Raw genomic sequence first — 23,111 nt, 5'->3', positions numbered from 1 at the left:
TTGGGTTTTGTATCGGGTTAAATTCGTACGGCAATACCGTTTCTTCTGAGTTCTTTTTTTAAATCCGGGATTGTAATTTCCTGAAAGTGGAAAATACTTGCAGCCAGGGCAGCATCGGCTTTGCCGGACCGGAATACAGTTACAAAATCTGCTGTATGGCCGGCACCGCCGGAAGCAATTACGGGCACGGGCAACGATTCCGATAATCGGGCTAATGCCTCGTTTGCAAAGCCGTTTTTGGTACCGTCATGATCCATCGAGGTAAAAAGTATTTCGCCGGCACCGCGTTTTACAGCCTCTTTTGCCCAGGAAAACAAATCCAGTCCGGTTGCGGTCTTTCCTCCGTTCTGGTACACCTGCCACTTAGTATCCTGAAGTGCCGCATCGATAGCCACCACCACACACTGACTCCCAAAGCGTTCTGCCAATCGGGTAATGCTATCCGGATCTTGGATCGCTGCAGAATTGATCGCAATTTTGTCGGCTCCGTTTTGGAGTAAAGCGGCCACATCTTCCACGGTCCGGATACCGCCGCCCACCGTAAACGGTATATTAATTGCCTGTGCTACCCGGCGTACTAAGGAAACCATCGTTTTTCTTTCTTCGGCTGTAGCCGAAATGTCCAGTAATACCAGTTCGTCAGCCCCGTTTTCGGCATATTTTTTAGCCAGTGCCACCGGATCGCCGGCATCTTTCAGGTTCAGGAAGTTAATGCCTTTTACCGTTCGTCCGTTTTGAATGTCCAGACAGGGAATTATTCTTTTTGTTAACATGTTTTATAAATTGAATTGTTCCAATTGCCGTAACGTGATTCTGTTCTCGTAAATCGCTTTCCCGATAATAACACCTTCACAGCCCAATGTGTTCAGGCGGATCAGATCATCATAGCCGGAAACACCGCCGGAGGCGATCAGCCGGATGCCGGGTACTGATGCTATTATTTTTTGGTACAGTTCCACAGCAGGACCTTCCAGCATACCATCGCGTGAAATGTCTGTACAGGTAACATAGGAAATACCGCTTTGCCGGTATTCCTGCAAAAACGGAATAACGGTTTGCGTACTCTCTTCAAGCCAGCCGGAAACGGCTATTTTTTCTTCTTTGACATCTGCACCCAGGATTATTTTTTCCGGACCATATAAGGCAATCCAGTTTTTAAAGACTTCCGGAGCTTTAATCGCGATGCTTCCAGCTGTAATTTGCTGTGCTCCGCATTCGAAAGCAATCCGCAAATCGGTATCGGACTTTATACCGCCGCCAAAATCAATTTTGAGATTGGTCCGGGTGGCTATTTTTTCTAAAATCCTGTAGTGGATAATACCTTCGGCTTTTGCACCGTCCAGATCCACCAGGTGCAGGTATTCCATGCCGTGATCTTCAAATTTCCGGGCTACTTCCAGCGGGTCTTCATTATATACCGTGACAGTGTCATAATTACCTTTGGTGAGCCGGACACATTTTCCGTTGATGATATCAATTGCCGGTATAATTCTCATAATTATAGTTTTAAAAAATTGGAAAGCAGTTTTTCGCCCATAAGGCCGCTTTTTTCCGGGTGAAACTGTACGCCGAAAAAATTATCTCGCTGTAGTGCTGCCGAATAGCAAATACCATAATCTGCAGCAGCGATGCACTCTTTTGAAAGCGGTGCATAATAACTGTGTACCAGATACATAAATTCCTGTTCCGGTATGCCTTTAAACAGTTCCGACCGGAGGTTGTATAAGGTATTCCAGCCTACCTGAGGTACTTTTACCGTGTTTGGAAACCGGACAACTGCAGTGTCAAAAATATCCAGACAGGCTGTATTGCCTTCTTCGGAAGTTTTGCAGAGCAGCTGCATTCCCAGACAGATGCCCAAAACAGGCTGCCGGAGTTGCGGAATGAGCAGGTCTAACTGTGTTTTTCGTAAGCGGTTCATGGCGCTGGAGGCTTCTCCGACACCCGGAAACAGGACTTTGTCGGCAGTTGCTATAACTTCCGGATCAGCACTCAGGATACCGTTGTGTCCCAGTCGCTGTAACGCAAACTGAACACTCTGGATATTCCCGGAACCGTAGTCAATAATGGCTATTTTCATTTTAAAGGAGGCCTTTTGTTGAAGGCAGTATTCGTTTTTCTAAATCTTGTTTTACGGCCATTTTTATGGCTTTGGCAAAAGCTTTAAAGATGGCTTCTATTTTATGATGCTCGTTTGTGCCTTCAGCTTTGATATTTAAATTGGCTTTTGCGCCATCGCTAAAGGATTTAAAAAAATGGAAAAACAATTCTGTCGGCATTTTCCCGATATATTCCCGTTTGAATTCCGCTTCCCATACAATCCAGTTTCGTCCGCCAAAATCGATTGCCACCTGTGCCAGACAGTCGTCCATTGGCAAACAGAAACCGTAGCGCTCTATGCCCAGTTTGTTCCCCAAAGCCTTGCTAAAAACTTCTCCCAGGGCAATAGCCGTATCTTCAACAGTATGGTGCTCGTCTACTTCCAGATCACCGGTTACTTCCAGAGTAAGATCAATTTGCCCGTGACGCGCCAACTGGTCCAGCATGTGGTCGAAAAAAGCGATTCCTGTGCTGATGCTGCTTTGCCCCGTTCCATCCAGATTGATGCTGACTGTAATATCGGTTTCGTTTGTTTTCCGGGTTATTGCGGCAGTACGCCGTGACCGGCTCAGGTATTCGTAAATGGCTTTCCAGGATGCTGTCCGCATGGCGATACTGTTTTCTAAAACCTCTTTCGGAACAGCAACTTCATTGCTGCCCAGTGTTTCATGATCGGTTATAAAAATAGCTTTGCAGCCCAGGTTTTTAGCCAGTTCCACATCTGTCATCCGGTCGCCAATAACAAAGGAACCGGTTAAGTCATAGTCCGGAGTATTCAGGTATGATGTCAGCATTCCTGTTTTCGGTTTCCGCATCGGGCTGTTTTGTTCCGGAAAACTCCTGTCAATAAAGATGTTGCTAAAGACAATGCCTTCATTTGCAAAGCTTTTAAGGATAAAATCCTGAATGGAACTGAAAACGGTTTCCGGGTAAGCAGCCGTTCCCAGGCCGTCCTGATTGGTGACCATTACCATTTCAAAATCAAGTTCGGTGGCAATCTTACCGAGGTAGTGAAACACTTCCGGATAGAATACAAGTTTTTCGAAAGTGTTTACCTGGTAATCATCAGGTTCGAGGATTAAAGTTCCGTCGCGGTCTATAAACAATACTTTTTTCATGATCTGTTCATTTCCTGTAAAGCGATTAACAATTGGTTGTTTTCTTCTTTTGTGCCGATGGTTATGCGAAGGCAGTTTTGGCATAACGGATAGTTATTCCGGTTGCGCACTACAATTCCTTTATCGATTAACTGACAGTATCTTTTTTCGGCATCATCAACCTGTACCAGTATAAAATTTGCTGCCGAAGGATATATCTTTTTAATAAAATTAATTTGAAGTAATACTTTAATTAAATTCTCTTTTTCTGCTTTAATTAAAGTAATTTTGTCTTTTACTTTTGTATTGTTTATTAAAGTTAATGCTTTTTCCTGAGTCAGCGTATTGATATTATACGGTGGTTTTATTTTATTTAAAATTGCGGTAATTGCTTCGGAAGCATACGCTGCACCCAAACGTATTCCGGCCATTCCAAACGCTTTCGAAAAGGTTTGTATGATGATCAGGTTGGGATAATCCACTATTTTTTGTAGCCAGCTTCCGGTTTCCGAAAAATCAATATAGGCTTCATCAAGAACAACAATTCCTTCAAATTGTTCCAAAAGGCTTGTAATGGCTTTTTCCGGGAATGTATTTCCGGTGGGATTGTTTGGCGAACAGATAAAAAGCAGTTTGGTGTTTGGATCGACCCTGTTTAAGATTTCCGGTATGTTTAGCTGAAAATCCGGCGTTAGCAGCACAGTCCTATTTTCTACGGCATTCAGCCCGGCCAACACTTCATACATGCCATAAGTGGGCGGCAGCGTTATAATATTGTCCTGATCCGGCGTACAAAAGGCACGGAATATTAAATCCAGCAGTTCGTCACTTCCGTTTCCTAAAGTGATTGCAGCCGCACTGACATTCCGGAAAGCGGCAATTACCTTTTTTAAATCCTGCTGCTGCGGATCCGGATAGCGGTTTACACCATTGTCAAACGGATTTTCATTAGCATCCAGATAAATCATTTCCGGAGCAGTTTTTTGAAACTCATCCCGTGCCGCTGTATAAGCTTTTATTTGCAGCACATTTTTCCGGATTAGTTTTTCAATATTAAATGTTTTCATCTGTCAATTCGTTAAGGCGCAGGGTAACGGCATTTTTGTGTGCCTGTAAACCTTCTGCTTCCGCCATGATTTCAATAGTTTTTCCTATGTTTTGTATGCCTTCCGGGCTTATTTTCTGGAAAGTAACCGATTTTAAAAAGCTGTCCAAGTTAACACCGCTGTATGATTTTGCAAAACCATTCGTCGGCAGGGTGTGATTTGTTCCCGAAGCATAATCTCCGGCACTTTCCGGGCTGTAATTGCCTAAAAAAACGGAGCCTGCATTTTGAATCCCTTCAGTAAAAAAAGCTTCCTGACGGCTGCAGATAATTAAGTGCTCCGGTGCATATTCGTTTATTAATTCCAATGCAACTGCATCGTTTTCAACAACGATAAACCGGGAATTTTGCAATGCCTGCTCCGCGATGGCTTTTCTCGGTAACCGGGTCAGTTGTTTTTGGATTTCTTTCTTTACTGCCGCTGCTATTTCCGGTGTGGTGGTAACCAAAACAACCTGGCTGTCCGGTCCGTGTTCTGCCTGGCTCAGCAAGTCGGCACTTACAAATTGAATATTGGCACTTTCATCGGCAAATACCAGCAATTCCGATGGTCCTGCCGGCATGTCGATAGCTGTTCCCAGTTGTGCGGCATATTGTTTTGCTCCGGTTACAAACGAATTACCCGGTCCGAAAATCTTATATACTTTGGGAATAGCGGCTGTTCCAACCGTCATACCGGCAATCGCCTGTATGCCTCCGGCTTTTATAACGGTGGTAATGCCGCAAATACCGGCTGTATAAAGGATCGCCGGATTTACCTGTCCGTTTTTATCCGGCGGCGTACAGAGTACTATTTCCTTACAACCGGCAATCGCAGCCGGCACAGCCAGCATTAAAACGGTAGAAAACAAAGGAGCCGAACCGCCCGGAATGTACAACCCGATTTTCTGAATAGGCTTTTTACTAATCCAACAGCGGACTCCTGCCGTTGTTTCCAGCGCTATAGTTTCCGTTTTTTGTGCCATGTGGAAGCTTTCGATATTTCTTTTGGCTTCCTGGATTGCCGTTTTTAACGCTTCCGGGACTAATGCTGCGGCTTTTGCTATTTCTGCTTCGGTAACCTGAATATCGGTTAAACGGACATCATCGAAGAAATGGGTGTATTTTATAACAGCCGCATCTCCTTTTGCGGTGACTTCTTTAAAAATCTGTTTTACGGTAGCTTCGATATTTTCAAAAGGCGCTACGGGACGTTTCAGGATATCGGCCCATATTTCGCGTGACGGGTACAATAGTGTGTTCATAATTAGTTTTTTAAATGTTAAACGACCATTTTTTCAATAGGACAAACCAATATTCCTTCTGCTCCTATTTCTTTCAGCTTGTCGATGACTTCCCAAAATTGGGCTTCATCGATAACCGATTGTACGCTGCTCCAGCCGTTTTGATTTAACGGCACTATCGTCGGGCTTTTGAGTACCGGAAGGATTTCGCTGATTGCCTGTATTTTTTCGTCAGGAACATTCATCAGCACATATTTCAGCTTGCCGGCTTTCAGTACGGATTGCACCCGGAACCGGAAGCGTTCGAGCAATTTTTTCTGCTGTTCCGGGATAGCCGGTGAAACGGCCAGAACGGCTTCACTTTTCAGGATTACGGCGACTTCTTTCAGGTTGTTTTTAAAAAGGGTGCTGCCGGTGGAAACTATATCTACAATTGCATCAGCAAGGCCAATATTGGGCGCAATCTCTACCGAGCCGGATATTTCGTGCAGGGCAATAGGGATTTCCTGTGTTTCAAAATAGGCTTTAACCGTTTCGGGATAAGAGGTGGCAATGCGCAGATTCCGGAGGTCGGATAAGGATGCATAGGTGAAATTTTTCGGCACAGCTACCGAAACCCGGCATTTTGAAAAGCCTAATTTTTCCAGTATCGGAATTTGCGGACCTTTTTCGATTAAAAGGTTGCTTCCCACGATGGCAATATCCACGACCCCGTCCAAAAGATATTGAGGAATGTCGGCATTGCGCAGGAACAGCACTTCCAAAGGAAAATTGGTTGCTTCGGTTTTTAGCTGGTCGTTCTCGTTGCTGATGGAGATACCGCAATCACGAAGCAGCTTCAGGCTGTCTTCGTTTAATCGGCCGGATTTTTGGATGGCAATTTTTAATGTACTCATTTTTTTAGTTTGGAGAATGTGCCTGAGTGCAACGAAAGGTATCGGAAATAAAAAACCCGTTTGATGTACTCAAACGGGTTTAAAAAATATATGGTTTATACACATATCATTATCACTTCGCTTGAGCGGAGGTATAATGATGATGATGTAGTTGGTTTAAAAACATTTTTCTGTTCTATTTTGTGTTGCAAAGTTAAAGTCAAAAAAAAATAGTTTCCTAATTTTTTATAACTTTTTTGAATAAAATATTTTTTGAAGTACTTTTTTAAGCTGTTGTCAGCTACTTAATTTACAGGGTTTTGCGCGTTATTTTCCCTGATTTCTGTATGGCGGATTTCCCCGCCGGTAGTGCCTACACTTTTGGACAAAACAGCTGTTGCAATCGCTAAAAATAAGGTTATATAGGTGAAAACTTTGGCTTTAGCATGGTTCTTTAAAGAGGTAATCAATGTTAAAATAGCCACAGCTCCGGTTAAATACAACAGGATTATAAATTTCTCAGCGATTTCTTCATGTTCGTGTATAATACTGCGGCTGATGCCCAGGTTTTCTGCAATCTCCTCAGCTCCTTCTCCGGTTCTCATGGACACCAGTCCGAATATTGCTGCTATAGCCAGTAACACAAACGCTGTGTACTGAATGGATTTGTTTTTGAATACTAAACCGGCAATAAGTATACCTGCCCCGAAGATGCTTCCAATAATCGGGAAATGGTTGACGATCATGTGTAAATGCGCCTGATTCATAATTAATTTACAACTTTAAGTGATCCTTCCAATATGCTTATTTTAAAGATATTGGTTTTTGATTCATAATATTCACCATCCAGCTGCATGGCAATACTATCCTTATTTTCCATTTCAATTTTAACCTCTTTTACAAGCTGGCTGTTTGCCTTTTTGAATTTTTCTGTTTTGCTCATCAGTACTAACGAACCGAAATAAAGCTGCTCAAAAATATTCAATTTGGATACGACCAACAGGTCTAACCAGCCATCCTGAAGGCTTGCTTTTGGCGTAAGGCTCATGTTGTATCCCATTTCATTGGAATTGGAAATAAACAAAAGCATCGGATTTACCTCAAAAACGGTATCGTTACAATGTACGATCGCTTTATTGGCCTTATAGCCCATAGCCGACTGCAAAGAAGCCTTTACATAGGTAGAAAGGTTACGGGTGGGCATGTTTTCGTATTTCTTAATAATTAAGGCATCTATTCCAAGCCCCATATTACTGAAGAAATAATGATTGTTGATCGAACCTACATCTATAGCCGATTCATTTCCCTGCTTGATAATCCGTATTGCTTTTTCAAAGTCTTTAGGAATGCTCAGGTTGGAAGCCAGTCCGTTACCGGAGCCTACCGGTAAAATCCCCAATGCAATTGAGGTGTTTACCAGTCCGGACGCCACTTCGTGTATTGTTCCATCACCGCCGCAGGCTACAATCATTTCCGGATTTTTAGCTACGGCATTCTTCGTCAATTCGATAGCGTGTTTTTTATATTCGGAATAATCAACAACAATCTTATATTCATTTGACGGGAAGAATGCTTCCAGATCCTCTTTTCTTATTTTGTGTTTGCCTTTTCCTGAAATCGGATTAACAATAAAGTGAATGTATTTCATTAATATTTATGGGTAAACTGAGTAAGTGTAATTATAATTTGCAAAAATATATATTTTTAAAAATAATCCTTCCAAAAATTTATTAATATTGCATTCCTTTTTTTATATTTTTGCCAAAAAACCAATTTATGTCTACAATTGTTAAAAAAATTGCCCCCTTTTATAATTTAGCAATATTTTACATCACTGTAAGTGTTATTTTAAGAATAGTATTGTTATTTCATCCGATCACCCAATCTCATTTTGGCGTTCTGGATGTGCTGAAAATATTTACATTCGGAATTGTTTCTGATTTTTTTGTATTCGTGATCGCCAGTGCCTTTCTATGGATTTACCTGTTGTTTCTTTCGGATTCAAAATATTACAAACCATGGGGGTATCTTATTTTTGCGGGATTAGTAGCACTTTTGGGTTACGTTAGTTTCTGTAATACTATTTTAAATGAATACGGCGGTGTTTTACCGGAAATCGGGATTAGCTTCGTCGCTTTAAAAACAGTATTGTTCGGGGCTTTATTGTTTTTACCGAAATACCATCATAAACTGCGTCTGGCATTGTTTTCCATTACGTTGTTTATTTTCGTACTGTGTATCATCCAGAATGCGGTTAGCGAATTCTTCTTCTGGAATGAATTTGGAGTAAAATATAACTTTATAGCGGTTGATTATCTGGTATATACCAATACGGTAATCGGGAATATCATGGAATCTTATCCGGTTGTTCCGTTGTTTATCGGGATTGGAATCGCTGCTTTATTGTCGACATATATCATTGTTAAAAAATCAAAAGTATATTTAAATAACCTGCCTACTTTTACTGAAAAGTTAATGATTACCGGCGGTTATGCTGTTTTGTTTCTGATTTCTCTGGCAGCAATTCCGTTTTTGGCCAAACAGGAGAAATCACAAAACGTTTTTACCAACGAATTGCAGGCAAATGGTGTGTATCGTTTTTACCTGGCTTTTATGAATAGTGAGCTGGATTACTTTAAATTTTACAATACATTACCGGAAAATGAGGCTTTAGCGCTGCTTCAAAAACAAATTCCGGATTTAACCGGTAATACTACCACAAGACAGATTACCGGTAAAGGTGCAGAAATACACAAAAATGTTGTTTTGATTACCGTAGAAAGCTTAAGTGCCGAGTTTATGAAACTTTACGGGAATGAGCAGGGTATCACGCCTTTCCTGGATTCCTTAGCCGGGCAAAGTCTGATGTTTACCAACCTGTATGCCACCGGAAACAGAACCGTTAGAGGTTTGGAAGCGGTAACTTTATCTCTTCCGCCAACAGCCGGGGAAAGTGTTGTAAAACGAAAAGACAATAAAGATAAATTTTCAACCGGTTATGTGTTTAAACAAAAAGGATATACTGTAAAATATTTATACGGAGGAGATGCCTTTTTTGACAATATGCAGGACTTTTTCGGAGGAAACGGCTATGATATTGTAGATAAAAAGGTATTTACACCGGAAGAAATAACGTTTCAGAATATTTGGGGTGTTTGTGATGAAGATTTGTTTAAAAAAGCAATCAAGGTAATGAATGAAGAGGCGAAAGAAAATAAGCCTTTCTTTAATCATATTATGACAGTAAGTAACCACAGGCCTTTTACGTACCCGGAAAACAGGATTGATATTCCGGCCAATTCCAAGCAAAGAGAAGGTGGTGTGAAATATACCGATTTTGCCATGAAGCAGTTTTTTAACAATGCAAAAAAACAGCCCTGGTTTAACAATACCATTTTTGTTATTGTAGCCGACCATTGCGCTTCCAGCTCCGGAAAAACGGAACTTCCTGTAGACAAATACCGCATTCCGGCGATGATCTATGCGCCAGGTTTTGTGGCACCGTCCAGACATACAGTATTAATGTCGCAAATTGATGTAATGCCAACCTTAATGGGAATGCTTAACTTTAGCTATCAAAGCAAGTTCTTTGGTCAGGATGTGTTTCAGTCCGATTATAAACCAAGAGCTTTTATGGCAACGTACCAGGATCTGGGCTTTATCAAGGACAATGTGATGACCATCATTTCCCCGGTTAAGAAAGTAAAACAGTTCTCGCTGACTTTAGATCCTAAAGCGGGTGTTGGCGAAGAATTCCAGCTGTATTATGAGCAGAAACCGATTGAAAAAATCCGCCAGGATCTGGTAAACGAAAGTGTTTCCTATTACCAGACCGCTTCTTACCTGTTAAAGAATCATTTGTACCAACAAAAATAAACAACAAAAAAGCCTGTAATTACAGGCTTTTTTTATGGGTTTAAGAAAGATAACGTTCTTTGTATATGCTGACGTGGTGGTTCTGATGTCCGATAATCACAAATCCGATTGCTCTTACAGACATATTGTTATTGGAAGCGATACCAGATTTTAAAAGATCTTCCGGCGTAAAGCTTTTAAACAGTGCAATGGTAGCATGCCGTACCAGGGTTAATTCGGTTAGTAAATCTTTTAAATGGCGTTTGTTTGCCGTTGGATTTACCACTTCGGCATACTCATTTTCTTCAAAACCAGGCAAAGGCGTCTGATCGCTTCTTGAAAAACGCAGTGCTCTGTAAGCAAAAACACGTTCGGCATCAATAATGTGCTGTATAATCTCTTTAATGGTCCACTTCCCTTCTGCATAACGATAATCGAATTTATCCATCGGGATGTCCTGTATAAATTTAATGGTGCTGTAAAGGCTGATTTCCATTTCTTCTATCAGGTTTATATTTTTATCTAAAGCATCAATATACGTTTGATAATAAGCGGCATATTCGCCTGGTTCAAGTTGTGTCGGATTCATTAGCGTTAAATTTGTTTTTGTACCGTAAATGTAAAAAGAAAAACCCTCAGGTTTTCGCCTGAGGGTTTTAAAAAATAAAATATTTTGATTACATATCTTTAAAGATAGTGTGCATTAAACGTTTTTTGTCGTTGATGCTTTCTTCTAATGAAATCATGGTTTCTGTTCTGTAAACACCATCAATATCATCAATCATAAAGATAACTTCTTTAGCGTGTTTGGTATCTTTTGCTCTGATTTTACAGAAGATATTAAACTTTCCTGTAGTTACGTGTGCTACAGTAACAAAAGGAATTTCGTTAATTCTCTCAAGTACAAATTTAGTTTGAGAAGTATTATGAAGGAAAACCCCAACGTAAGCGATGAAAGAATATCCTAATTTTTCGTAATCTAACGTTAATGAAGATCCTTGAATAATTCCTGCATCTTCCATTTTCTTAACTCTCACATGTACAGTACCTGCTGAGATCAACAATTTTTTAGCAATATCTGTAAAAGGTACTCTCGTATTATCAATCAACATATCTAAAATTTGATGATCTACTTCATCCAAACGAAACTTACTCATAAAGTTATATTTATCTATTTATATTTAAAATGCAAATCTACGACAAATTAACACTAATTATTCAGTATAATTACCGAATTATTATTTTTTTAGCAAACCATTAACAATTTTCTCGTTTTTATCTACTAAAAAATTTGCGTTGTCATTAATTGCGGGTGTGGTTCCTTTATCGTTTGTAATTGGTTTATTTTTGAAATCATATTCCTGATGTCCAAAATAACCCGATAACGCACCTGCTTCTGAAATGAATGCCTGAAAATTAATTTTTCCGTCCTCCAGGATTTCTTTGTATTGGGCGGCAAAATTAGTAATTTTTTGTTTACCAGCACAATCTGTTTTGATATTTTTGTAAATAAAATCAAAAAAAACTATCTTATTTTGAGGAATATCGAAATATTCTGTCGTTTTATTGCTAACATGTTCGTTTTTTGAAATAGTTAGCAATGCAACCAAATAAGCAGTAAAAATCATTTTCCGCGTCACTTCTCTTTCATAATCCTGCTGGAAATGCCCTGCCTCAAAAAGGATCGTCGGCGTTCCCAGTGTCTGAAACATATCGCCTATACAGTTAATATTATAGGAATCATCAAAGCGTCCTACCTGATTGGGGATATGTTTCTGTAATTCGGCATTCATAGCAGCAATAACGTTAATTGCCTGCTGTCTGACCTCATTAATTTCCCGTTCTTCATTATAAGAAGGCGCTAAAAATGAGACTGTTGCCGGATTACCTTCCGGACCGGCTCCGAAAATCGTGCGCTGGTCGTGCAGGTTAAAGCAAAAATCAGGCCGAAATTCTTCATATAGCTGCCGTAACTGCTTACTTTCTGGCTGACTCAGCGCAACAGAATCCCGGTTCAGATCAGTTTCATTGGCGTTTACACGGGTATAGGCTGCCGCGCCATCCGGATTTAAGATCGGGATAATGCAAAAGGTAAAGGCGTTTTTAAAGGAAACCGCCAGCTCCGATTCGCTGTTTAACAGGTTTAATAAATCAAATAAAGCTTTGGTGGTCGTGGACTCGTTTCCGTGCATCTGTGACCACATATACAATTTTACGGAACCGCTGCCTACCTTAATAGTATATATAGGTAATCCGTTTACGGATTTTCCGCTACTGCTAACCGTAAAATCACTGCCCAGTTTTGTAAGTAACGGTTCGATATGGGTGTTGGTGATATAACGGCCATACAGGCTTTGTTCTTTGTTTGATTCGAATATCTTCTGAAATTCCATTTGTAACTATTTTCTATTTACAAAAGTAAACATCTATTAAATTACAATTGTAAACATAGAAAATATGTATTTATGTTATCCCTGTAAACACCGGGTTTACAGGAGTCAGGATGCAATAGTTACTATATTTGTAACTTGTTAATTAAATTCGTATTTTTCTTATTATCAAATGTTTGATACATTATATTTGAAGTTAGATATTAATCATATAAACATTGTTTACAGTTGTAAAGTTGTTTGGATAGAACTATTTGTTTACATTTGTAATATTGCAAATTGAAATATTTCTTTACAATGGTAAACACAGATGATTTTATTAAAAGACTGGAAATAATACTGGATTATTATGGTTTATCTGCTTCTTCGTTTGCCGATAAGATCGGTGTGCAGCGTTCCGGTTTGTCTCACCTGCTCTCCGGCAGAAACAAACCGAGTCTTGATTTTATCTTAAAAATTATTGAGTTTTTCCCGGAAGTGGATTTGTACTGGATTCTTAACGGCAAGGGTACTTTTCCAAAATCGGATGCCATTAATACGGCAACGATACAGGAATATGCCGTAGAAGAAAATATACCGGATTTATTTTCAACGGCAACATTTTCCGGACAAGAGGTTTCCGGAAACGAAAAAACAGCCCTTCCTCCCATTTTTAATAATCCGGATGCGATAGAGCGCATCGTGATTTTTTATAAAGACGGAACTTTTAAAAATTATGAACAACAATAAAAAAACCTCAGCCGCATAATGCAACTGAGGTCCTAACCTCAAACTAACCCAAAACAAAATGTATCACAATTTATTTACAAATCTAATGAACAGCAGTAACGCCTGCTTCTAAACGTTTGGACACCGGTACATAATCACCATTCGTAATTGGTGTATTAAACAAAAGAACATTTCCTCCTCCCTTTAATCGTTCCGCGATAAATATCTTTTTAGTAACGTTCTCGCAGGTAATAGCTACAGGATTCCCAGGCATTGTGCCCGGTTCATAAATTCTAATCTGGTTACTCATAGCAATTGTTCCCATGTTCGGTGTAGCTGTAAATGCATCCGGGAAATTATTACTTAAAATAATACCGCCGTCGGTATGCGATGTGGCAGCACCTACATCTGTTAAAACCATCAGATTACCGGAAGAAGAAAAAGTTCTTTTGTATGTTTTTGTCGGTAACGGGCAGGTATTCATATCCTGATCCTGATTACAGGAACAGAAAGATACGGATGGAATACATACTGATAACCGGACTTTCATAATCGTATATTCTGATTAATACAGGTATATACGAAATAGTAAAAGGTTTGGTTTTATTTTTTTGAAAAAAAATGATATACAATCTTTTTAAGTGAATCGGCCTGCTGTTATTGGTTTCCGGATTTATCAGAAGTATTTTGCAACAGAATGTTTTTTTTTTGTAATTTAGTCACAGTGAATTGAAGACTGCAGACGAAATCTTGTCTGTGAAGTTTCAAGGTCTCACTAATCTCCCCTTCCCCCTATTTTTCCCCCGAAAGAAACGTGCTACGTAATACAAACATAGTAACACTAATAGCGTATGATAACATCACAATTCATTGACATTATTGAAGCTGCCACACCGGATCCGAATCTGTTGATGTGGAAGTTTGAGGACACCGACAAAGAGATTAAAAACGGGGCAAAGCTAACGGTCCGGGAATCACAAATTGCTGTTTTCCTGAACGAAGGACAATTAGCCGATGTTTTTCAACCGGGACTACATACCTTAAGTACTGAAAATATTCCGGTATTAAGTCGCTTAAAAGGTTGGAAATATGGCTTTCAAAGTCCGTTCAAAGCCGATATTTATTTTGTAAACACCCGTCAGTTTGTGAACAACAAATGGGGTACGCCTGCTCCGATTATGATGCGGGATCCTGAATTTGGACAGGTTCGTGTCCGGGCTTTCGGAACGTTTGATATTCAGATAAAGGATTTCGAAACCTTCTTTCGTCAGTATGCAGGTTCTTACCGGACCTTTACCATTTTTGAACTGCAATACGAATTAAGAGATTTTATTGCTCCGAAATTCGGCGAGGTTTTAGCGCAGGAAAATATTGCTGTAAAAGACATCGCCGGAAATGTAACAGAATTAGGCGGAAAAATAACACCTTTTTTAAAGCCGTATTTTGCTCAATTCGGTATTGATTTAATCACGTTTACGATTACCAGCGTTACCCTGCCCGACGAAGTTTCGGCACATTATGATAAAATCACGAATATGAACATGGTAACCGATATGGATAAATTTACCCGGTTCAGTACGGCACAGGCTATCGGGCAACAAGGCACTGTTGCCAATGAAGGCACGACAAGCGGAATGATTGCCGGAATGATGATGAACCAAATGCAGCAGCAAATGAATCAGCCAGCCGCACAAGAGGACATTATGGCAAAGCTTCAAAAGCTCAAAACTCTTTTTGAAAGCGGATTAATTGACGAAACAGAATATAAAGCCAAAAAAGCGGAGTTGATTGATAAATTATAAGGTTATGGAAGAAAAGAAAAAACCACTTTCCATTTTAGAGAAAATGAAGCAGAAAGCCAAAGAACAAAAATCGTACGGAGGCGATTTTGTGGATGAAGCTGCAAAAGTAGCGACAAGAACCTGCCCCAATTGTGGAGCCGGAAGAGCAAAAGATGACGGATTAACCCACTGTGCTTATTGTGGCTTTACGTTTCTCTCCGTAAAAATATCGGATGGAATTAATATTAAAAAAGAGGATAACTCCTAAATTATACATGATCATGCAAGCAACCCAGGAACGATTTTTTATTTTCATAAGTAAATTAGAAGGCAAGCTCAAAGAGTTTACAGAAGCCTCTATTCCGGAATTGATAACGATAAACAATTCCGATACCGGCCAGTTTAGACGGGAATATTTAAGGATGAAATCGGCCGTATTAGGTCAGATGGAAAACATTGTAAAAAAAGCCCGTGAAGTGAAGGAGGAAAAAATAACGTATTTTCCTTACGATGAAGATGATTTTGTAACCTACCTTGAATTCAGAACCGAATGTTACGACAGATTCTATCAGTTAGAGGAATTGTATCAGGACTGTCGTGAAAGAATAGACAGTACCGATCAGGAAGATTATGAAGTGAAATACCAGAAAATTTTAGACGAGTACGAAACCATCAAAGATCAATTTCGCTGTACACAATGCGGAAGCCCTGTCCCGATTGAAAAAATCTATTTTACAACCGCTTATATCACTTGTCCCGCCTGTAGTACCCGGAATACTTTTGAGCCAAGCTCACAGGCAAAAATGCTGGAACATCTGGGAAGAAGCCTTGCCGAACAACGAACAGCGCATTTGTTGAAAGAGTATTATGAAATTCCTGAAAAAATGGAAGAACTGCATCAGCAAAAACACCAATTAACGCTGAACATTATTTTCGAAAATGATCAGAACAGTATTCAGCAAAAAACAGCACAAATGGAGGATTTAGAAAAGCAATGGCAGGAATTGAAAGACAAAGCTCCGAAATTATACCAACATTATTTACGGGCGATGTTTGATGAATGGAACAAAATAAATCCGGATATGCAGCAAGAACACGAAAAATTTTATACCCGATTATTAAACGAATACAAAACAGAAAATTATGAGTAATCCATTATTAGAACCCATTCACGGGGTTACATTGTATGATTATGCGGCTATTGCTTCAAAAATGTCATCCGGAGTTGACCAAAACGAAATCCTGAAAGTATTGGGAATTGAAAAGGCAGTTTTTGAAGAAGCCTCTGCGCTTTGGGGAGCACGAATGCAGGAAGACAGCACCTATGAGGTAGTTACAATTTTTGGGCAATATTTTGCAGAAGCAGGTGATCATCCGAAATTAGGCAACCTGAAAGCGGTAATAAGCGAAGAAGGTTCGAAGAATCTTGAAAAGATGCAAACAGACCGTTATTTCTATGAAGAGCTCAATGGAGCCCGGCAGGCCGCTTATGCTTACGGATATGACGGTGCACAATGGATACAGGATAATTTCGGGATTTCATTGGGCGATTTTCAGTCGGTGGCTATGCAATGGATGCCAATTGCTAACGAAGAGCTCGAAACAATGCGGTATTATTTAGACTACAGGGAGCAAAAAGAAAAGGAATATTCCGAAAAATTTGCTGCTGAACAAGGAGGCAACGTAGCAGATGATGTGGAGTTTTAGGTATACCGGCTCTAACCAGCGGTTTCTGTTTAGTAAACTTTGTTATCGTAAAGCTGTTCACCAGCTATTCGGGGCTTTATAGTTTGAAAGAGATCAATTTCTTTCGAACTATAAAGCCCTCCCCATTAACAAACTTCTTAACCGGAAATAAAAAGTCCGGCAATCAATTTCTTTTTTTTAATTATGCTTCCGGTACAAAGCTGTATTTTGGAATTTTCCCGATGACTCCTTTATAATGTTGCTGTAATGCTTTAAAGTCTTTTTCTTTATCACCGGTAGGGTAAAACGGTGCGGCAATTTTTACTTCTTTTTTGCCATAGTCAAAAGCAACCGGGACTATCGGAATACCGGCTTTCATGGCGATATAATAGAATCCTGTTTTCCATTCCGTTACTTTTTTCCGGGTTCCTTCGGGAGCGATCGCCAGGCGGAAAACCTCTTTTCCTTCAAATACTTTGGCAATGGCATCTACTTTGTTTTCGTTTTTCTGACGGTTTAGCGGTGCGCCGCCCATCCATCTGAAATAGGCTCCAAAAGGGAATTTAAACAGTTCTTTTTTAGCAACAAAGTTCATTTCCTGGTCTAATATTCCTCTGGTAAATACACCAAGGTAGAAATCGTGCCAGCTGGTATGCGGTACCACTATCATGATGCACTTTTTGATTTCCGGAGCAATCGCACCGTTTATCTTCCATCCCATCCATTTAAAGAATATTAACCTGTATAGAAATTGTTTCATTTTAAAAAAGTTTGGTGTAAAAATAGCATTATATTTACGAATAGAAAATGTGAATGGATGATACTTAAAAAGCTGCTGAGTTACTTTATACCCATAAATATACACCAAAAAAAATCGGAAATAAATAAAAATCTGGAAGTTACCTGGAATAACGGGCAACTGGTTATGGATTCGAAGAATACGAACTATTCGTATGGAAGTTTGCAGCGGATTTTAAGAAAAGGGCTGCATTATATTGGTTTTGAGCGAATCCGCAATTTTAAAACGGTTTTAGTTTTGGGTGTGGCCGGCGGCAGTGTGATCAAAACGCTGGTGGATGAAATCAAATTTAAAGGAGCTGTAACCGGTGTGGAAATAGACCCGAAAACGATAGAACTGGCAAACAAGTATTTTGATCTGGATAAAATCCCCAACCTGGAACTGGTCATAGATGATGCTTTTGAATTTGTTTTAAAGACCCGCGAGAAATATGACCTGATCATTATTGATGTTTTTCAGGATACGGTAATGCCGAATTTTCTTTTTGAGGAGTTCTTTATCAACCGCATCAATTTCCTGCTGAATGTAAACGGTTTTATCCTGTTTAATACAATGGTGCTCACGGACGAACACAAACAGCGCAATACCGCCTATCGTTCGAAGTTCAATGCGCATTATTCCGTTAGGATGTACCCGAAAGTAGAAGATCATAACGAGTTGTTTACCATTAAAAAATTAGGATAAATCATGCTGACCAATCCGATTTATCTGGAAATAAAGAAAGCTTCTAAGGAAAGTACGCCTATCCTGATTTCTGCTGTTGCTATAGCAACGGAAAGCTGGCAGCTGCATACAAATTATTTTGCGATCCTGTGGATACATCAGGGCAATGGAACAGTGGAAACCGATTTGATGAAAACAAAATATGCTGAAAATCAGATTTTTTGTTTCAATACCTATCAGGCATTTGCCTTGCACCCTAAAAGTGAAACGGAAGCTTCCCTGCTGTTGTTCCATGCCAATTTTTTCTGCATTGAAACCTACCACCATCAGGTAGGCTGTAACGGTGTGCTTTTTAATAATATCTATGCCACTTCAAAAATTCCGCTTCCGCTGAAAGAACGCGATGAATTATCGGTTTTATTTCAGAATATTCAAAATGAGATAAAAGAAGAGGAACTGGCTTCAAACGAGCTGGTTTTTTCATATCTGAAAATCTTTTTAATCAAACTGACCCGTCTCAAAAATGAAACCGCTGCCTTGGAAGCTAAAGCCCTGCTCCCGCTGCCGGAGTTTCTTACCACACTTACCGCATTGATCAACCAACATTTTCAAACCGAACATCAGCCTTCTTTTTATGCCGAAAAACTGAGCGTGACAGTTAAGACACTCAGTAATGCCACCAAACAGTATTACCAGAAAACAGTTTCGGCATTGCTAAATGAAAAGCTGCTTTTAAAGGCAAAATGGGAATTACTGCATACCAATACCCAGATTAAAGCTATTTCTTCCGATTTGGGTTTTAAAGACGAATACTATTTCAGCCGGTTCTTTAAAAAGCATATCGGATTGTCGCCAAAGCATTTCCGGGAAGAAGAATGGAAAATCCGCAAAGGATTTTTATCCATTCCTTAGTGCTATTTGTCTATTCCCGTTGTTTTTGAATTAAAAGAACTTTGTACCATAACAATCAATTAAAAATTTATGGACAAATTATTTGCTTTTGCAGCCAGACTGCAGGAAACCGGAATGCATGTAACCCGTTTGGGTTTAATTATTGTTTTGGTCTGGATTGGCGGACTAAAGGCTTTTCGTTATGAAGCTAACGGCATAGTACCTTTTGCTGCAAACAGCCCGTTAATGAGTTTCTTCTACACCTATAAAGCTCCGGAATATAAAACACACATGAATAAGGAAGGCGAATACAAACCCGAAAATATAGCCTGGCACGAAGCGAATAATACTTACGGATTTTCCTATGGACTGGGTGCCTTAATTGTAGCTATCGGGATTTTAATTGCTTTCTATCCTTTTGCGCCCGGAGTATCGGCTTTCGGCAGCTTTTTAGCATTTGGAATGTCTTTTGTAACGCTGTCTTTCCTGATTACCACGCCGGAAACCTGGGTTCCCGATCTGGGCGATGCACAATCCGGATTTCCATATTTAAGCGGTGCCGGCAGACTGGTGATCAAAGATGCGATAATGATGGGTGCTGCGCTGGTAACGATGAGCCAGGCGGCGCAAAAATACCTGGAACGGAGGAAAGTGAGGTGAGATATTAGAAGTATGAGGTTAGAAGTTTGATGTGATGTGGGAAGTATGAAGGGGTTGGGGTATTTTTTTAAGAAAAAACATCATAAAAAACACCACTTTGGTAAGCTTTTTGATGCTGTTTTGTAAATAACAATAAAAAAATGAAATTATGATAAACAAACCTTTAGCTACATTAGCAATAGTTGCTTTATTGTCATTTACAGCATGTAAAAAAACGGATTCAATGGCAGCTGAAACACCTAAAGCCGACAGTACACAGGTAACCAGGACGGTTTCGGGTATGTATGAAGGTGTTTTACCATGTGCGGATTGTCCGGGAATTGAAACAACACTTTCCTTTGACAACGATTCAAATGTTTCCAAAACAGTACTGTATCAGGATAGCAAAGGAGCTGCCGAAACAGAAAAAGGAAAATGGAAGTTGAACGGTCCTTACGTGGAAGTTACTTTTAAAGACAATCAAACGGAGTTTTATCTGATTAAAACAGATAGTACCATTGCCATACTGGATCAGGATAAAAAAGAGATACAATCGGAATTAGCGTCCCATTACATTCTTTCGAAAGAGAAACCGATTGTGCCGAAATCGCTTAACGGAAGCTATATCCTGGGTGAGGAAGGAAAAGGTTATTACCAGACATTATCCCTAACGAATACTAAGGATAACGAATTTGATGTAGCGGTGACTTTTAAAGCGGCAACCAAAAAAGGCTGTGAGTTTAAAGGAAAAGGTATTTTGGTAAACAACCAGATTGAAGTGAATCTGAAAGACAGCAATCCGGATCTGAAAGCGGTTATGACAATATCCGTTAAAAACAATATGGCGGTAATTTCTACTTCTAAGTTTAACGAACGTTATGATCTAATGTATTTCTGCGGCGGCGGCGGTTCGCTGGCAGGAGAATATCTGAAGAAATAACAGGGAATAAAAAAAGGAGCGTAACATACGCTCCTTTTTTTATTTATGACAGGATCATTTTCCGGGCTTTTTCAAGGTCTTCCGGAGTGTCAATCCCGATGCCTACATGGCTGGTTTCGACCATCCGGATGCGTTTTCCGTATTCTAAATAGCGTAATTGCTCCAGTTTTTCGGAAGCTTCAAGTGAAAGCATCGGCAATTTGTAGAAATCCAGCAGGGCTTCTTTTCTAAAAGCATAAATACCGATATGCTGCATATAGCGTACGCCTACATTTTCTTCTCTCGGATACGGTATCACGGAACGGGAAAAATATAAGGCAAATCCTTTCTGGTCTACAATTACCTTTACATTATTCGGGTTTTCAATATCTTTTTTATCGGTAATCTCCCGCATCAAAGACGCCAGATCTACTTGTTTTCCGGTATCGTTTTTGAAAATATCCAAAACCTGTTCCAACGGTTCCGCATTGATAAACGGTTCATCGCCCTGTACATTTACCACAACATCAACATCCATATTTTCGATAGCCTCTGCAATACGGTCGCTGCCGCTTTCGTGTTCTTTGATGCTTCTGATGGCTTTTCCGCCATGGGATACTATTTCCTCATAAATAAGCTCCGAATCGGTTACTACAAAAACATCATCAAACAATCGGGTCTGAACAGCACTTTCATACGTTCTTAAAATAACCGTTTTACCACCCAGATCCTGCATCAGTTTTGCGGGGAAACGTGTGGAAGCATAACGGGCAGGAATTACAGCTATTATTTTCATGTGCAATTAGTATGTTTTAAGTCTTAAAAGTAATATCAATTTTCAAAATAGTCGTCTTTAAAGCCAATAAGATATAATTTATCTTTTGCTCTGGTAATGGCGGTGTACAGCCATCGTATGTAATCTTTATTAATACCATCCGGTAAATACGGCTGTTCGATAAACACCGTATTCCATTGTCCGCCTTGCGATTTGTGGCACGTAATCGCATACGAGAATTTAACCTGCAACGCATTAAAATACGGATTGCTTTTTACTTTCTGGAGTTTGCGGTACTGCGTTCTTTCCTCTTCATAATCCTTCATGACTTCCTGATACAGCATGTTGGACTGTTCATAGGTCAATGAAGGCGATTCACTCGTTAGCGTATCTAAAATCAAGACGGTTTCAAAAGGAATCTGGCCGGGATAATCGACCATCCGGATCTTAACCTTGGCGAATTTAAAGCCATACAGTTCCTGGATCTTAAAGATTTCCAGGATTTCAATGATATCGCCATTGGCTATAAACCCGGCTTCATCTGTTTCTTTCAGCCAGAAATAGTTATTCTTGACCACCATCATAAAATCGCCGGCAGAAAGTTCGCTTTCCTTGTCCAGAATCCGTAAGCGGATTTGCTGGTTGTACTGATTGGCTCTTTTGTTGGAACGCACAATAAAAGCCGTGTCTTCAATGCTATAATTGCTGTAGGCCTGCTGAATGGCATCCTGGATATCATAGCCGTCTTCCAGGCGTACAATGTCTTTAAAGCCTCTTAACTGAAACTTAAAGGAATCCATAAACTGAGATTTCAGTATTTCCCGCAGTTCGGTTGCATTGTATAAAATACCGGATTTTCCTTCCTGACGCATTACTTCATCCAGCTCGATATGCTGTACTTCCATACTGTAATTCATGGACAGCGTATCCATATTCAAAGCCGGGCTGACATCCATGTGTACCGGAGGCAGCTGTGCGGTATCGCCCACCAATATCATTTTGCATTTATGACCGGAATAGATATAGAGTATCAGATCATCTAATAACGAACCGTTTTCGTACAGGCCCGAATCGGAATTGGTATCCGAAATCATGGAGGCCTCATCGACAATAAAAACGGTGTTCTTGAATTTATTGGGCTGCATCGTAAAGTTAACGCCGCCGCCACTAACCTTTTTAGGGAAATAAATTCGTTTGTGAATGGTAAATGCCGGTTTATGGGAATAATTTGAGATCACTTTTGCCGCACGTCCCGTGGGCGCCAGCAATACATATTTTTTGTGAACGTCTTTCAGCTGGTTCACGATGGTTGCAATAACGGTAGTTTTTCCGGTTCCGGCATATCCTTTTAGCAGAAATATCTCATCATCGTTTTCATTGGTAATAAAATCGGCTATTTTTTGAAAAAAAATGTCCTGTTTTAGCGTTGGCTGATACGGAAAATTTTGTTTTAAAGAAGAATAAAATTTGCTGGAACTCATGGATGTTTAAAATAATCACAGGCTTGTAAAACCTAAGTTTTAGCTGTGCTGTAAAAGAATATCAAAGATACATACCTTTTTTATCGTAAATCGGTTTCAGTTGCAAAAAAAATGTAAATTTGTC

The 23,111-nt window shown here is 39.8% G+C and carries 26 protein-coding genes; 10 read left to right on the top strand and 16 right to left on the bottom strand.

The features are described from left to right. Positions 1 to 17: 17 nt before the first annotated feature. The 9 genes from hisF to HW120_RS12450 all read right to left on the bottom strand — a co-directional run bounded on the left by hisF (position 18) and on the right by HW120_RS12450 (position 8,048). Entirely contained in the window at positions 18 to 773 is a 756-nt protein-coding gene (hisF, locus tag HW120_RS12490) for an imidazole glycerol phosphate synthase subunit HisF (protein WP_177734428.1), read from the bottom strand. Between the two features lie 3 nt (positions 774 to 776). After that, entirely contained in the window at positions 777 to 1,496 is a 720-nt protein-coding gene (gene hisA, locus HW120_RS12485; protein WP_177734427.1) for a 1-(5-phosphoribosyl)-5-[(5-phosphoribosylamino)methylideneamino]imidazole-4-carboxamide isomerase, read from the bottom strand. Positions 1,497 to 1,498: 2 nt separating this feature from the next. Then, the gene (gene hisH, locus HW120_RS12480) at positions 1,499 to 2,080 is read right to left on the bottom strand and encodes an imidazole glycerol phosphate synthase subunit HisH (RefSeq protein WP_177734426.1); all 582 of its coding nucleotides are present in this window, start codon (positions 2,078 to 2,080) and stop codon (positions 1,499 to 1,501) included. A 1-nt stretch (position 2,081) separates the two neighbouring features. Then, positions 2,082 to 3,218, bottom strand: coding sequence for a bifunctional histidinol-phosphatase/imidazoleglycerol-phosphate dehydratase HisB (gene hisB, locus HW120_RS12475; protein ID WP_177734425.1), 1,137 nt, complete (start codon positions 3,216 to 3,218; stop codon positions 2,082 to 2,084). Further along, on the bottom strand, positions 3,215 to 4,264 hold the full coding sequence (hisC, locus tag HW120_RS12470) for a histidinol-phosphate transaminase (RefSeq protein WP_177734424.1): 1,050 nt from the start codon (positions 4,262 to 4,264) through the stop codon (positions 3,215 to 3,217). Before hisC ends, hisB begins: the two co-directional genes overlap by 4 nt. Then, entirely contained in the window at positions 4,251 to 5,546 is a 1,296-nt protein-coding gene (hisD, locus tag HW120_RS12465; RefSeq protein ID WP_177734423.1) for a histidinol dehydrogenase, read from the bottom strand. The genes hisC and hisD overlap by 14 nt, the downstream gene beginning before the upstream one ends. A gap of 17 nt (positions 5,547 to 5,563) precedes the next feature. Further along, complete coding sequence (gene hisG, locus HW120_RS12460; RefSeq protein ID WP_177734422.1) at positions 5,564 to 6,421, bottom strand: ATP phosphoribosyltransferase; 858 nt, start codon at positions 6,419 to 6,421, stop codon at positions 5,564 to 5,566. 284 nt (positions 6,422 to 6,705) lie between these two features. Then, positions 6,706 to 7,167 (bottom strand): hypothetical protein, encoded by a 462-nt coding sequence (locus tag HW120_RS12455; protein WP_177734421.1) that lies wholly within the window; start codon positions 7,165 to 7,167, stop codon positions 6,706 to 6,708. Between the two features lie 2 nt (positions 7,168 to 7,169). Further along, positions 7,170 to 8,048 carry a diacylglycerol/lipid kinase family protein gene (locus HW120_RS12450; protein ID WP_177734420.1) on the bottom strand — a complete coding sequence of 293 codons (879 nt, stop codon included), beginning with the start codon at positions 8,046 to 8,048 and terminating at the stop codon, positions 7,170 to 7,172. 128 nt (positions 8,049 to 8,176) lie between these two features. On the opposite strand from HW120_RS12450, the gene HW120_RS12445 reads away from it, so the two are divergent. After that, on the top strand, positions 8,177 to 10,276 hold the full coding sequence (locus HW120_RS12445) for an LTA synthase family protein (RefSeq protein ID WP_177734419.1): 2,100 nt from the start codon (positions 8,177 to 8,179) through the stop codon (positions 10,274 to 10,276). A 40-nt stretch (positions 10,277 to 10,316) separates the two neighbouring features. On the opposite strand, the gene HW120_RS12440 is transcribed toward HW120_RS12445, so the two are convergent. The 3 genes from HW120_RS12440 to HW120_RS12430 form a co-directional block, all read right to left on the bottom strand. Continuing rightward, entirely contained in the window at positions 10,317 to 10,844 is a 528-nt protein-coding gene (locus HW120_RS12440; protein ID WP_177734418.1) for a DinB family protein, read from the bottom strand. Between the two features lie 88 nt (positions 10,845 to 10,932). Then, on the bottom strand, positions 10,933 to 11,412 hold the full coding sequence (locus tag HW120_RS12435) for an Lrp/AsnC family transcriptional regulator (protein WP_136401578.1): 480 nt from the start codon (positions 11,410 to 11,412) through the stop codon (positions 10,933 to 10,935). Between the two features lie 81 nt (positions 11,413 to 11,493). Continuing rightward, complete coding sequence (locus HW120_RS12430; protein ID WP_177734417.1) at positions 11,494 to 12,648, bottom strand: M14 family metallopeptidase; 1,155 nt, start codon at positions 12,646 to 12,648, stop codon at positions 11,494 to 11,496. Between the two features lie 294 nt (positions 12,649 to 12,942). Here HW120_RS12430 and HW120_RS12425 point away from each other — a divergent pair, with 294 nt between their 5' ends. After that, positions 12,943 to 13,374 carry a helix-turn-helix domain-containing protein gene (locus tag HW120_RS12425; RefSeq protein ID WP_177734416.1) on the top strand — a complete coding sequence of 144 codons (432 nt, stop codon included), beginning with the start codon at positions 12,943 to 12,945 and terminating at the stop codon, positions 13,372 to 13,374. A gap of 82 nt (positions 13,375 to 13,456) precedes the next feature. Here HW120_RS12425 and HW120_RS12420 read toward each other — a convergent pair whose 3' ends face one another. Further along, positions 13,457 to 13,903 (bottom strand): hypothetical protein, encoded by a 447-nt coding sequence (locus tag HW120_RS12420; RefSeq protein ID WP_177734415.1) that lies wholly within the window; start codon positions 13,901 to 13,903, stop codon positions 13,457 to 13,459. A gap of 301 nt (positions 13,904 to 14,204) precedes the next feature. Between HW120_RS12420 and HW120_RS12415 the strand changes: the two genes are divergently transcribed. The 4 genes from HW120_RS12415 to HW120_RS12400 are packed head-to-tail and all read left to right on the top strand — an operon-like array spanning position 14,205 to position 16,841. Further along, positions 14,205 to 15,155 (top strand): SPFH domain-containing protein, encoded by a 951-nt coding sequence (locus HW120_RS12415; protein WP_246296982.1) that lies wholly within the window; start codon positions 14,205 to 14,207, stop codon positions 15,153 to 15,155. Between the two features lie 4 nt (positions 15,156 to 15,159). Beyond that, positions 15,160 to 15,402: a hypothetical protein gene (locus tag HW120_RS12410; protein ID WP_177734414.1), complete on the top strand. Its 243-nt coding sequence runs from the start codon at positions 15,160 to 15,162 to the stop codon at positions 15,400 to 15,402. A 13-nt stretch (positions 15,403 to 15,415) separates the two neighbouring features. Further along, a complete protein-coding gene (locus HW120_RS12405; RefSeq protein ID WP_177734413.1) occupies positions 15,416 to 16,285 on the top strand; it encodes a hypothetical protein in 870 nt (289 codons plus the stop codon). Continuing rightward, on the top strand, positions 16,278 to 16,841 hold the full coding sequence (locus HW120_RS12400) for a DUF6620 family protein (protein WP_177734412.1): 564 nt from the start codon (positions 16,278 to 16,280) through the stop codon (positions 16,839 to 16,841). Before HW120_RS12405 ends, HW120_RS12400 begins: the two co-directional genes overlap by 8 nt. Before the next feature lie 181 nt (positions 16,842 to 17,022). On the opposite strand, the gene HW120_RS12395 is transcribed toward HW120_RS12400, so the two are convergent. After that, positions 17,023 to 17,580 carry a 1-acyl-sn-glycerol-3-phosphate acyltransferase gene (locus HW120_RS12395; RefSeq protein ID WP_177734411.1) on the bottom strand — a complete coding sequence of 186 codons (558 nt, stop codon included), beginning with the start codon at positions 17,578 to 17,580 and terminating at the stop codon, positions 17,023 to 17,025. Positions 17,581 to 17,640: 60 nt separating this feature from the next. On the opposite strand from HW120_RS12395, the gene HW120_RS12390 reads away from it, so the two are divergent. The 4 genes from HW120_RS12390 to HW120_RS12375 all read left to right on the top strand — a co-directional run bounded on the left by HW120_RS12390 (position 17,641) and on the right by HW120_RS12375 (position 20,752). Further along, entirely contained in the window at positions 17,641 to 18,303 is a 663-nt protein-coding gene (locus HW120_RS12390) for a spermidine synthase (protein WP_177736339.1), read from the top strand. A 3-nt stretch (positions 18,304 to 18,306) separates the two neighbouring features. Then, positions 18,307 to 19,194: a helix-turn-helix domain-containing protein gene (locus tag HW120_RS12385; RefSeq protein ID WP_177734410.1), complete on the top strand. Its 888-nt coding sequence runs from the start codon at positions 18,307 to 18,309 to the stop codon at positions 19,192 to 19,194. A 69-nt stretch (positions 19,195 to 19,263) separates the two neighbouring features. Continuing rightward, entirely contained in the window at positions 19,264 to 19,833 is a 570-nt protein-coding gene (locus HW120_RS12380; RefSeq protein WP_177734409.1) for a DUF417 family protein, read from the top strand. Positions 19,834 to 20,056: 223 nt separating this feature from the next. Next, positions 20,057 to 20,752, top strand: a complete 696-nt coding sequence (locus HW120_RS12375) for a copper resistance protein NlpE (protein ID WP_177734408.1) — start codon at positions 20,057 to 20,059, stop codon at positions 20,750 to 20,752. A 43-nt stretch (positions 20,753 to 20,795) separates the two neighbouring features. Here the strand turns inward: HW120_RS12375 and kdsB are convergent, their stop codons facing one another. Beyond that, positions 20,796 to 21,527, bottom strand: coding sequence for a 3-deoxy-manno-octulosonate cytidylyltransferase (gene kdsB, locus HW120_RS12370; protein ID WP_177734407.1), 732 nt, complete (start codon positions 21,525 to 21,527; stop codon positions 20,796 to 20,798). A 35-nt stretch (positions 21,528 to 21,562) separates the two neighbouring features. Beyond that, positions 21,563 to 22,987 carry an ATP-dependent DNA helicase gene (locus HW120_RS12365; RefSeq protein ID WP_177734406.1) on the bottom strand — a complete coding sequence of 475 codons (1,425 nt, stop codon included), beginning with the start codon at positions 22,985 to 22,987 and terminating at the stop codon, positions 21,563 to 21,565. Between the last annotated feature and the right edge of the window lie 124 nt (positions 22,988 to 23,111).

Source organism: Flavobacterium inviolabile, assembly GCF_013389455.1.
GTDB classification, from domain to species: Bacteria; Bacteroidota; Bacteroidia; order Flavobacteriales; family Flavobacteriaceae; genus Flavobacterium; species Flavobacterium inviolabile.
Note: the sequence above shows the minus strand (reverse complement) of the source record. Positions and strands in the feature narration are given on the sequence as shown.